The 12,018-nt window shown below is 73.4% G+C and carries 9 protein-coding genes; 4 read left to right on the plus strand and 5 right to left on the minus strand.

From position 1 onward, the window contains the following. Positions 1-19 precede the first annotated feature (19 nt). The 4 genes from VSR01_RS32960 to VSR01_RS32975 form a co-directional block, all read right to left on the minus strand. On the minus strand, positions 20-526 hold the full coding sequence (locus VSR01_RS32960) for a hypothetical protein (RefSeq protein WP_326452641.1): 507 nt from the start codon (positions 524-526) through the stop codon (positions 20-22). Positions 527-699: 173 nt separating this feature from the next. Further along, positions 700-1,779, minus strand: coding sequence for an SDR family oxidoreductase (locus VSR01_RS32965; RefSeq protein ID WP_326452642.1), 1,080 nt, complete (start codon positions 1,777-1,779; stop codon positions 700-702). Positions 1,780-2,007: 228 nt separating this feature from the next. Further along, positions 2,008-2,679 carry a TetR/AcrR family transcriptional regulator gene (locus VSR01_RS32970; protein WP_326452643.1) on the minus strand — a complete coding sequence of 224 codons (672 nt, stop codon included), beginning with the start codon at positions 2,677-2,679 and terminating at the stop codon, positions 2,008-2,010. Further along, the gene (locus tag VSR01_RS32975) at positions 2,676-3,704 is read right to left on the minus strand and encodes an alcohol dehydrogenase catalytic domain-containing protein (RefSeq protein ID WP_326452644.1); all 1,029 of its coding nucleotides are present in this window, start codon (positions 3,702-3,704) and stop codon (positions 2,676-2,678) included. The genes VSR01_RS32970 and VSR01_RS32975 overlap by 4 nt, the downstream gene beginning before the upstream one ends. Positions 3,705-4,593: 889 nt before the next feature. On the opposite strand from VSR01_RS32975, the gene VSR01_RS32980 reads away from it, so the two are divergent. Next, a complete protein-coding gene (locus VSR01_RS32980; RefSeq protein WP_326452645.1) occupies positions 4,594-6,123 on the plus strand; it encodes an arabinofuranosidase catalytic domain-containing protein in 1,530 nt (509 codons plus the stop codon). Positions 6,124-6,329: 206 nt separating this feature from the next. Then, on the plus strand, positions 6,330-7,109 hold the full coding sequence (locus VSR01_RS32985; protein WP_326452646.1) for a FadR/GntR family transcriptional regulator: 780 nt from the start codon (positions 6,330-6,332) through the stop codon (positions 7,107-7,109). Between the two features lie 88 nt (positions 7,110-7,197). Here the strand turns inward: VSR01_RS32985 and VSR01_RS32990 are convergent, their stop codons facing one another. Beyond that, positions 7,198-8,559, minus strand: coding sequence for a ricin-type beta-trefoil lectin domain protein (locus VSR01_RS32990; RefSeq protein ID WP_326452647.1), 1,362 nt, complete (start codon positions 8,557-8,559; stop codon positions 7,198-7,200). A 497-nt stretch (positions 8,560-9,056) separates the two neighbouring features. On the opposite strand from VSR01_RS32990, the gene VSR01_RS32995 reads away from it, so the two are divergent. Then, positions 9,057-10,193 carry a ricin-type beta-trefoil lectin domain protein gene (locus VSR01_RS32995; protein ID WP_326452648.1) on the plus strand — a complete coding sequence of 379 codons (1,137 nt, stop codon included), beginning with the start codon at positions 9,057-9,059 and terminating at the stop codon, positions 10,191-10,193. A gap of 323 nt (positions 10,194-10,516) precedes the next feature. Next, a complete protein-coding gene (locus VSR01_RS33000) occupies positions 10,517-11,968 on the plus strand; it encodes a lectin (RefSeq protein ID WP_326452649.1) in 1,452 nt (483 codons plus the stop codon). The last annotated feature ends 50 nt before the right edge of the window (positions 11,969-12,018 follow it).

Here is a 12,018-nt window from a genome sequence, read left to right on the forward strand (position 1 = left end):
CTCGGAAGCGTCCGCCGGATCAGTACGGGTTGGTGAGGAGGTAGTCGTCGTCGTCCGTGACGAGGTTCTGGCCGTTGACGAAGGTGCCGCCGGTGAGCTGGACGTGGAGGTTGGCGAGGTCCGCCGCGTGGACGGTGCCGGTGAGGGTGGCCTCGGAGTTCCAGCACGGTGACGTCGCGCTCTGCCAGGGCGGCGTGCCGTTGCTGACGACGGTCTGGCTCCACGCGCCGGTGGACGGGTTCTGTGTCGCGTTGTAGGCGACCGTCACGTAGAGGACGTAGGCGCTCTGCCGGCACACGTCCAGGGAGTAGCGCGCGTCCTGGCCGCCGGAGTCGAACTGCACCCAGCCGTGAATGCTGCCGACCTGGTAGTTGCCGCCGCCGCTGGACACGTTCGCCACTTCCGTGAAGGGGAGCTGGGTCCCCCAGGCGGCGTGCGCCTGCGTCGGGGTGACCAGCATCGCGCCGGACAACGCGGCGACCGCGGCCACCGTACTGGCGAGACGCCGGCTGATCGCTGTGCTCATCGACGAACCTCCGGTTCGTGGTGTGGGGGGATGGCCACCGTAACCGCCGCATATTTATGCGTCCATAGGACGTTCGCAAGCGGAATCCCCGAGTGCCGCTTTCCGGCCACCCGCCCCTCCGGCCACTTGGTTCCCGGGCCGCTCGCCCGTCACGAGACCGGCCCGGCCGGGCGTCACGCCGGCAGGTGCTCCGTCGCCGTGTCGTCGCCGAGGGGGAGGCGTTCGAACAAGGTGGGCGGCTCGGGGGGTGTCGCGAGGAGTGCGCCGAGCCGCGGTATCTGGCCCGCCACCTTCGCGCTGTGCTCGCTGAACGCCTGGATCGAGGTGAACATCTGGATCACCAGCAGGCGGCCGTCGTCCTCGCCGCGCGCGCGGTGTACCGAGTAGTGCAGGCAGCCAGGTTCGGCGCGGATCTGCTCGGCGAGCTCCGCGAGGACCTCGACCAGGTCGTCGCGTCGTTCCCTCTTCGGCTCCATCGTGGACACGGCGAGGACCGGGCCGGTCCCCGCCGGCCGCGGGTCGCGCAGCAGGGCCAGCGCCGCGTCGGCCTCGGCCCGGCCGCGCATCCGGATCTCGCGCCCCGCCTCCTTCGCCGCCGAGGCCGCGACCGCGACGTCACCGACCTGGCCGGCGGTCACCTGGTCCGGCTCGCCGGTCTCGGTGAGACGCGTCGCCACCGGCCCGAGCAGCAGGGTGAAGACCCGCTGCCGCCCGGCGAGTTCGGCGGCGAGGACCTGCCGCATCATCGACAGGGCGGCCTGTTCCATGCTGACCAGGCCGCTGCCGGGAATCGGCGTGACCGCGGACTCCCCGACGACCAGGACGTAGGCGCCGCGGGGGCTCAGCCGGGGCACGAAGGCCCGTGCGACGGCCATGTGCGCGGTCGCGAGATCGACGAAGGCGCTCTGCCAGTCGGCCTCGTCGATCTCCCAGAGGGGTTTGCCGGCCCACCAGCCGCCGATCGGGGCCACCACGTCGTCCACCCCGCCGAGCCTGCGCTCCATCTCGTCGGCAAGCTGCTCCGCGCCGGCGAACGTCGTGTAGTCGTGGACCACCAGGTGCAGGCGGTCGGTCGCGGCCTCGCCGAGCACGCGCCGGAACTCCTCGGCCCGCTCCTGGGTGCGGGTGGGGACGACGACGTCCGCACCGGCGGCGAGGTAGGCGCGGACGACGCCTTCGCCCACGGCGCCTGTGCCGCCGGGAACGGCCACCTTCCGGCCGGAGAGATCGGCTGGGGTGTTGCTGCTGTTCATGGGATCACTCCTGGGGAGCGGCGTGGGGACAGCCGTGCGACGGACCGCTGCTGGTCCCACGCCGACGAGAAATGTTGGGCACTCCAACGTTGTCTATGCCAATGTAGCTCGGAAGTGTTGGGGTGTCCAACGATCGACGTCGGGGACGACGGGCGCGGACCCGCGCTCCCACGCCCGCCGCCGCAGCGCCTCGCTCCTACGTGCCCGGCGCCTCGGGAACGGCTCGGCTCACCGACCGTCGGCGTCGACGTCGAAGAGGTCGGCCAGGACGGCCGTCGAGGGGACGGCGGTCTCCGGGAGGCGGCCCAGCGCCGCGGAACCGAGGCAGACCGCCGCGGCGGCCCGCCGACCGTAGGCGGTCAGGTCCTTCGGCCAGGTGTCCGCGGGCTGCTGCACCAGCAGGGCCACCGCACCGTGCAGGCCGGCGCAGATGCCGCGGGTCAGCTCGTCGGCGTCGCCGCGCAGGGACCCGGCGGCCACGCAGGGTCCCACGGCGTCGGCCAGGTGGCGGAAGCAGTCCGCGGCGATCCGACGGGTGATCGCGCTGGCCGGGGAGTTCATCACCAGCCGGTAGCGCAGCGGGTGCGCGAGGCCGAAGGCGATGTAGGCGGCGCACCGCAGGTACAGCGCGGTGAAGGGGTCCTCGACGCCCGCGCCGGCCGCCCGCATGTCGTCGCCGAGCCGTTCCCAGACCCGCAGGCACACCGCGTGCAGCAGCTCCTGCCGGCCGGCGAAGTGCAGGTAGACCGCGGGGGTGGAGACGCCCACGAGCGCGGCGATGCCGCGCACGGTGACGGCGTCCTCCCCCTGCTCGTCCAGCACCGTCTCGGCCGCCTCCAGCAGTTCCGCGCGGAGCCGGCCGCCCTCGCCGGGGCGGGCACGCTTGCGGCCGGGGGTCACGGGGCCGGCCGCGGGTGGACGAACGCGGGCTTTCCCGCGGGCGGGTCGAGGAGGACCTCGGGCGCCTGGTCGTACGGGTAGGGGCCGGCGAGTACCGCGCTCGGGTCGAGGGTCCCGGACGCGAGGTGGGCCAGCACCTCGGGGATGAAGGGCGTGGCGTGCGGCGGACCGGTCATGAAGGTGACGCCGGTGCCGTACAGGTCGAAGTAGGGCAGCGGGGGCTCGGTGAAGTACACCGAGCGCGCCACGCAGGCGCCGCCGGGTCGCGCGGACCGCAGCGCGCACCTCAGACCGTCGGGGTGCGCGGAGACGTCCACGGCCAGGTCGAAGTCGCCGTCCACGCGGGCGGGATAGTCCTCGACCAGCTCGGCGGCGGCGCCCAGCCGGGCCGCCGCCTCGACCCGCGCGGGCGAACGGTCCACGTACACCACGCGCGCCGACTTCAGCGCCACCGCCGACATCACGGTCAGCAGGCCCAGGGTCGCGGTGCCCCCGACCACGAGGACGGCGGCTCCCGGCCGCGCCGCCAGCGTCGGGCTGACCGCGCGGTAGGCGTCCACGAGGTTGTCCGAGCAGAACGCGGCCACCACCGGGTCGACGCCGTCGGGCAGCGCGACGAGGTTGGCGGACGCCCACGGCACCCGCACCACCTCGTCGAACAGGCCGCCCCAGCGCCCGCCCGCGGTGGTCCCGTAACTGGCCAGGCGCGGGACCGTGCGGCACGCGCCCGGCATCGCGTGCGCGCACGCGTCACAGGCGCCGCAGCTGATGTGCCAGGGGACGACGACCCGGTCGCCGGGGCGCAGCGGGCCGTCCCCGCCGACCTCGACCACCTCGCCGACCGCCTCGTGCCCCAGTGCGTACGGCGGTTCGAACGGGCTCGGGCCGCGCACCAGGCGCCGGTCGAGGTCGCACGCGGAGGAGACGATCGGGCGTACGAGCACGTCGGAGTCCGCCTGGAGGACCGGCGCGGGCGCCTCCCGCCACTCCACGGCCCCCGGGCCGACCAGGGTCAGGCTTCGCATGACGCCCCCTCATGTCGCACCCGCCGGACCTCGTGCCCTGGGCCGCCGCCAGGTTAACGCCGTCAAGTTGACGGTGACAAGCTGCCTTTTCCGGTCGGCTCGCGGACGGCGCGCCGCCGACGGCTACGCCTGGCGACTGACCTGTTCGGCGCCGCCGCCGCGCGCGCCCACCGGCTGGATCACGCGGTGAGTGAGCGTTAACAGTGCTTGGGCATCCGTAGCCCCGGGTCCGGCCGACCGCGGGCTCGGGTCAGCAACAGGCTTGTGCCGCACGCCCCTTGAGGCGGGGCCGCAGGATGTGTCAGTCTCATGTCGGCACACCCTGCCGGGCATCGTCCCGGTGGTCAGCTGCGCACGCCTGTGACCCCCCACGCCGGATGTGAGCGCTCACTTTTGCCGGGAGCGGCCGCATCCTCTCCTTCAGGAGTGTCCTGTGACCCGAGGACCGGCCCTGACCGGGCCAGACCATCCGCCTCACCCGCCGGGCACCGCGGGGGTCCCGCGCCGGCGACCGGCCTTCTTCTGACCGCGCCGCCACCGCCGTAGTCTCCCGCGGGACGTCCCGTGCCGCCTCCGGACGGTCGTCCGCCCCGGCCGAGGCCCTGACCCGTCGTGCCCGGACGCTCGCACCGGCGACGCGCGGACGGGTGCACGCGGCACACCACCCACGCACCCGCGCCGTGCACCCGGACCGCGCACCCGAACCGTGCACCCGCGCCGTGCCCCGGACCGTGCCCCGGACCGTGCACCCGCGCCGTGCACCCGCGCCGTGCCCCGGACCGCGCACCCGCTGGTTCCCGGCGTGCGCGCGCCCCGCGCGCCGCCGCCTCGCGAGCCGGTCCGCGGGAGACCCGCCGTCCCCGTACGTCTCTCCTCGAAGGAGGCTCCGATGCACCACCGCTCGATCACCGGGCCCGCCGGCCTGCGGCGCGCGAGACCGCTCGCCCTGTTCCTGCTGGTCCTCGCCCTGGCGCTGGCCGGCTCCCTGTTCGGCGGGCGTGCGTCCGCGAGCGGCCCGGCGAGGGCCGCGGCGCCGACCGCCGGCGCCGCCGCCGCGTCCTCGCTGCCGTGCGACATCTACGCGGCCGGCGGTACGCCGTGCATCGCGGCGCACTCCACGACCCGGGCGCTGTTCGCGGCGTACGACGGGCCGCTCTACCAGGTCCAGCGCGCGTCCGACCACGCCTACCACGACGTGGGCCTGCTCGCCGCGGGCGACTATGCCGACGCGTCGTCCCAGACGTCCTTCTGCGCCGGCACCTCGTGCACCATCACCAAGATCTACGACCAGACCAGCCGGCACAACGACCTGCCCATCTCCACGGGCGGCTACTGGAAGGGCCCGGGGCCAGGCGGTTCGGACATCGGCGCCGACGCCGCGGCCCTGCCGGTCACCGCCAACGGTCACCCGGTGTTCGGCGTCAAGTCGACCCAGGGCACCGGCTACCGGATCGACCACGCCTCCGGCGCCCCCACCGGCTCCCAGCCCGAGGGCATCTACATGGTGACCTCGTCGAACTTCACCAACCAGTGGTGCTGCTTCGACTACGGCAGCGGGGAGAACTCGCACACCGACACCGGCAACGCCACCATGAACGCCATCTACTGGGGCAACGCCTGCTGGTTCGGCAACTGCGTGGGCACCGGGCCCTGGGTCGAGGCCGACCTGGAGAACGGCATGTTCCACACCGGCAGCGGCTCGAACAAGGACCCCAACAACCAGGGCGTGCACTACCCGTTCGTCAGCGCCTGGGAGAAGAACAACGGCACCAGCAACTTCACGCTGAAATACGGCAACGCCGGCGGCGGGGGGCTGACGACCACCTACTCCGGGGGCCTGCCGAACGGCTACTCGCCGATGAAGACCGACAGCTCACTGCTGCTGGGCACCGGCGGCGACAACAGCGTGTCCGGCCAGGGCGAGTTCTTCGAGGGCGCCATCACCGCCGGCTTCCCCACCGACGCCACCGAGAACGCGGTGCAGGCCGACATCGCCGCCGTCGGCTACAGCGGCAACGGCACCACCCCGCCTCCCGGCAGCGCGCTGCGCAACACCAACGCCAACCGCTGCCTGGACGTTCCGAACCTCAGCCAGACCAACGGCACCCAGGTGGCGCTGTGGGACTGCAACGGCGGGTCGAACCAGCAGTGGGCCCTGACCGGCGCCAAGGAACTGCGGGTCTACGGCAACAAGTGCCTGGACGACGAGGCCAACGGCACGGCGAACGGCACCCGGGCGATCATCTGGGACTGCAACGGCCAGACCAACCAGCAGTGGAACCTCAACTCCGACGGCAGCATCACCAACGTCAGGTCCGGACTGTGCCTGGACGCCGCCGGCGACGGCACCGCCAACGGCACGCTGGTCCAGCTGTGGCAGTGCACCGGAGCCACCAACCAGAAGTGGACCCGGAGCTGAACCCGCCCGCGGTCCGCGGCTGATCCCCGGCCCGGTCCGCCCCGCGCGCCCGCCGTCCGGCGCGCACGCCCACGGGCCGTCCCCGGCCGGCACCGGCCGGGGACGGCCCCTCGAAGCCTGATCTGCGACCGAGCGCGGGCCACGACGCCGGGTGAAGGGTCGCGTATCGTGTGAGCCTCTGGCGGACGACGGAGGAGGCGCGCGCTGTGGACGGCGACCCGGCACCGGCGGGCCCCGGCGCCTCCGCACCGACGCAGGCGCCCGAGCCGGACCCGGCGGCGTACCGCCCCGGCTACGAACTCGTCGCCGAGGAGATCCTGCGGCTGATCGTGGAGCTCCGCCTCGTACCCGGTGACCGGATGCCCACCGAGAACCAGTTGGCGTCGCGGCTGGGGACCAGCCGGACGGTGGTGCGCGAGGCGGTCAAGATCCTGTCCGCCATCGGCCGGGTCCGCGCCCAGCGCGGCCGCGGCCTCTTCGTGGCCGACGACGAGGGGATGCTCGGTTCGTCGCGGTGGGGCGGGTTCTTCCTCCCGACCGACCTGGAGCACGTCTACGACCTGTTCGAGTTCCGCACGGTGCAGGAGGTCGCGGCGAGCCGGTTGGCGGCGGTGCGGGCCACGCCGGCGGAGCTGCGGGCGATCGAGGCGGCTGCGCAGACCTGTCGGGAGGGCCATCTCAGCAATCGGCGCGAGGTGTTCGACCGGGGCGACGACGCCTTCCATCTGGGCGTCGCGGCGGCCTCGCACAATCCGTTCCTGGTGGACGCGGTGCGTGAGGCCAGGCGGTTGCAGCGCCAGTCCAGCGTCATCGGGCTGCACGGGAGGGTCGGCGGACATGCGGAGGAGGCCGTCGCGGAGCACGCGGCGATCCACCGCGCGATCAGGGACGGCGACCCCGAGGCCGCGGCACGGGCGGCCACCGTCCACCTGGACAACACCCTCCAGGACTACCGCCGCGAGATCCGGCGCCGCGTCTTCGGCTGAGACACCCGCCCCCCCGGCCGTCCGGGGCGTGCGGCGGAACGACGAGGGCCGGGGCCGGGCGGGGAGGCGCCCGGCCCCGGCGCCCGGCTCAGCCCCGCAGGCTCCAGCGCTGGTTGGCCTGCCCGTTGCAGCTCCACAACTGGATCTTCGTGCCGTTGCCCGTGGCCTGGCCGGACGCGTCGAGGCACAGCCCGGACTGCACACCGGTGATCGAGCCGTCCGCGGCGAGGTTCCACTGCTGGTTGGCCTGGCCGTTGCAGTCCCAGATCACCGCCGCGGTGCCGTTGCCCGTCCCCTGGCCGGAGGCGTCGAGGCACTTGTCGCCGTAGACCATGAGCTGCTTGCCCGAGGTGTAGGTCCACCGCTGGTTGGCGCCGCCGTTGCAGTCCCACAGCTCGGTCTGCGTGCCGTCGGCCGTCGTGGCGTCGGGCACGTCGACGCAGCGCCCCGACTGCGCGCCGACGATCTCCTGGCCGCCGGACGGCGGGGTGGTCGGCGGCGTGCTGGTGGGCGGAGCGCTGCCGCCGAACTGGGTGAAGAAGCCCCACACCACGCCCGAGGTCCAGGTGTGCCAGCCGTCCCCGGTGGACCCGTCGATGGGACCCGGGTCGTGGCCGGCCCCGTCGAAGGCCGCCCACACCACGGGGTGTCCGGCCGTGCAGCCGGAGTAGGCGGTGACGATGTGGGTCAGGCTGCCGTACGCCGGCTCCGGCGGGTTCTGCGGGGTGCAGCCGTCGTTTCTGACGAACGTGTCGCGCAGCGCCCGCCCGTCGGCGATCGGCAGGACGTTGTCCCTGATGCCGTGCAGCCCGATGTAGGCGACGGGTTGGGTGCCGCCGCCGCACCCGCTCAGGTTGGCGCCGGAGTACACGGCGACGGCGCGGAAGACCGCCGGCCGGGCGCAGGCCAGCGCGTACGTCATCGCGCCGCCGTAGCTGAAGCCCGAGGAGAACACCTGGCCCGTGTCCACGCACAGGCCGCCCTCGATCTGCCTGAGCATGTCGTCGACGAAGGTGACGTCCTGGCCGTTGGTGTTGGCCCAGCCGTTGTTGAGGCCCTGGGGGGCGACGAAGACGGTTCCGTTGCCGTCGTTGTCCGCGAGCCGCCGCAGGCCGTAGTAGGACCAGTTGTATCCGTCGGTGCCGCCGGAGTCGACGTCCTCGGCGGTGCCGCCCACCCAGTGGAACCCGAGGACCAGCCGGTAGGGGTGGTTCTGGTCGTAGCCGGCGGGGACCCGCAGGATGTAGCTGCGGTTCTGGCCGCCGCTGGTGATCGTGTGGCTGCCGCTCGACAGCGACGGCGCCTTGCCGCAGCCGGCGGTGGCTGCGGCGGGAGCCGCCGGGGCGGCCGGGGCGGCCGCACCGGCGTTGGCGCCGAGCGCGGTTCCGACGGCTGCCAGGACGAGCGCCAGGGCCGACAGCATCGGCATGAGCAGGGTTCTGCGTCTCATCTGTCCTCTTTCGTCGTGGGGGGAACCGAGGAGCCGCCGGTCCGCGGGGGGGGGGGGGGGGGTGCACGGGGCGGTGCGGTTCGCGGACGGCCGAGGATGAGGCTGTGGTCCAGACCTGTGAGCGTTAACAGATGCTCTCTCCTGTGCGACTCATGGTGGGGAGGGAGAGCTGATGTGTCGTACTGACACCGGCCGCAGCGTGCATCACCCCGCAGGCCCTGTCAACCCTTCTCGCGTGCGCCACGTCGATCGTCCGGAACGCGGGGGTGCGTGCCCCGCGCCGCCGGCCTCTCGCGGCCGGGACCGTGCTGTCGCACTCTTGACAGACCCTCGGGAGTGAGAGCACCGTCTCACCCCGAAACCTCTCAGCAATCCGACGTCACAGCGGTGCCGTACGAGGCGCACATGTGAGCGCTAACGCCGACCGGAGCGCACCTCGCACGGACCCTGCGGCCCGTGCCGTCCACCACACTGTCCCCCACCAGTGAGGAATCCCGATGAACAAGCACTCCGCCCTCCTGGCGGCGGCCCTGGCCGCGGCGCTCGGCGCGGGCGCGGCCCTGCCGGCGGCAGCCGCGACCACCGGTGCGCGGGCCGCCGCCGCCCCCGCGGCCACGGCCACCGCCCTGCGGCTGATGCCGCTGGGCGACTCGATCACCTGGGGCTACGCCAGCCCGTCCGGGAACGGCTACCGGGGCTACCTCTACAACGACCTCGCGGCGGAGGGCCACGCGCAGGACTTCGTCGGCTCGCTGCGCGGCGGCACCATGTCCGACCCGGACAACGAGGGCCACTCCGGCTGGCGCATCGACCAGATAGCCGGCATCGCCGACTCCGTCCTGGCCGCCTACCAGCCCAACGTGGTCACGCTGGAGATCGGCACCAACGACCTGAACGGCAACTACCAGGTCTCCACCGCCCCCGACCGGCTCAGGTCGCTCATCGACCAGATCACCCGGGACGTCCCCGCCACGACCGTCCTGGTGGGCACCGTCATCGTCTCCACCAGCGGCACCGAGGAGGCCGTCCGGCCGGGGTTCAACGCCGCGCTGCCCGCGATCGTGCAGGGCGAGCAGGCCGCGGGCAAGCACGTGAGCCTGGTGGACATGAGCGCGGTGACGACCGCGGACCTGGCCGACCAGCTGCATCCCAACGACAACGGCTACCGCAAGATGGCGGACGCCTTCAACGCCGCGGTGCAGGCCGCGGACGCGGCGGGCTGGATCAGACCGCCGGGCTCCGCCGCGGCCGGGCAGGTGCGCTCCGGCATCGCGGGCAAGTGCCTCGACGTCAACGGCGGCGACAGCGCCGACGGGACGCCCGCGGACATCTGGACCTGCAACGGCTCGGCCGGACAGACGTGGTCCGCGAGGACCGACGGCACCCTGCGGGCGCTGGGCAAGTGCCTGGACGCCACCGGCCGCGGCACGGCCGACGGCACCAAGATCGAGCTGTGGGACTGCAACGGCGGGACGAACCAGCAGTGGCAGGCCTACAACGGCGGATACCGCAACCCGGTGTCCGGGCGCTGCCTGGACGACCCCAACCTGTCCGCCACCGACGGCACCCAGCTGGTCCTGTGGGACTGCAACGGCGGCGCCAACCAGCAGTGGACGGCGCTGCCGGTGTCCTGAGCACCGGAGAACGAGCCCCGTCCCCGCCCCCGCCCACGAGGCCAGGAGCAGCCGCCCACCCTGGGTGAGCGCTAACAGCGGCCGCTCCGAACCCCTGTGATCCCCGTGATTCCCGTGATCCCGCGCGGGCCGCCGGCGCGCCCGCCGCCCCCGCACGCACATCCCCCCGAACGGCCACGCCCCGCGTCGTCTTCCCCCCACACACACATCCGGAGAACTGGACCATGCAGCCTTCACCCGTTCCACCTCCCACCACGGCGGCGAGGAAACGCCGCTCACCGGCGGCGGGCCGGCGCCGCTTCCCGGCGACAGCCGCCGCCTGTGTGACGGCGCTGCTCGCCACGCTGCTGGCGACCGCGCTGACGTGGTCGGCGCCGGCGTCGGCGGCGGCCGCACCGCTGGTGAGCACGGCCTCGGGACGCTGTCTGGACGTCAAGGGCAACGTCGACACACCCGGCAGCACCCTGGAGATCTGGGACTGCAACGGCCAGGCCAACCAGGCGTTCGACCTCACCTCGGCGGGTGAGCTGCGGACGCTGGGCGGCACCCGCTGCGTGGACGCCTCGGGCGGCCGGACCGCACCGGGGACGCCGGTGATCATCTGGACCTGCAACGGCCAGGCCAACCAGCAGTGGCGGCACAACGCCGACGGCACCGTCACCGGCGTGCAGTCCGGGCTGTGCCTGGACGTCGACGGCGCGGCCACCGCCGCCGGCACCGCCGTCGTCCTGTGGACCTGCAACGGCCAGAGCAACCAGAAGTGGAGCACGGCGTCGACGACGACGCCGCCCACCACCCCGCCGGCCGGCGGCTCGCACTCCTGCGACATCTACGCCGCGGGCGGCACGCCGTGCGTGGCCGCGCACAGCACGGTCCGGGCGCTCTACAGCTCCTACGGCGGCAGCCTCTACCAGGTCAGGCGCTCATCGGACAACACCACCAGGGACATCGGGGTGCTGACGGCGGGCGGCTACGCCGACGCCGCCGCGCAGGACGCGTTCTGCGCGGGGACCTCGTGCGTGATCACGGTGGTCTACGACCAGTCCGGCCACGGCAACGACCTGTGGTACCAGGGCTCGGCCCAGGTGCCCGGGTCGAGCCAGAGCAGCCCCGCGAAGGCGACCTCGGAGTCGCTGACGGCCGGCGGGACGAAGGCGTACTCGCTGTACATCAACCCCGGCAACAGCTACTGGCGGGACGGCCACCTGACGGGCGTGCCCACCGGCAGCGCCCCCGAGGGCGCGTACATGGTCACCAGCGGCACCCACGTCAACAGCGGCTGCTGCTTCGACTACGGCAACAGCGAGACCGACCGCAAGGCCGACGCGGCCGGAGCCATGGACGCGATCAACTTCGGCACCGAGTGCTGGTTCGGCGGCTGCTCGGGCAGCGGCCCCTGGGTCCAGGCGGACCTGGAATGGGGCCTGTACTCCGGCGGCAGCCAGTCCTGGAACCCCGGCCAGCGCGCCTTCCCGAGCACGTTCGTCACCGCGATGCTGAAGAACAACGGCACGTCCCGGTTCGCCCTCAAGGGCGGCGACGCGCAGTCCGGCAGCCTGACCACGCTGTGGGACGGCGCACTGCCCAGCGGCTACAGCCCGATGAAGAAGCAGGGGGCCATCGTCCTGGGCAGCGGCGGCGACTGCTGCAAGCCCGGCGGCGGCGCCAACCTCAGCGCCGGCACCTTCTACGAAGGGGCCGTCGTCGCGGGATACCCGTCCGACGCGACGGACAACGCGGTGCAGGCCGACATCGTCGCGGCCGGCTACCGCTGACCCGACCCCGCGCCCGCGGACCCGCGCGGGCGCGCCTCTCCCGGCACCGG

Origin of the sequence: Actinacidiphila sp. DG2A-62 (assembly GCF_035825295.1) — a bacterium.
GTDB lineage: Bacteria > Actinomycetota > Actinomycetes > Streptomycetales > Streptomycetaceae > Actinacidiphila.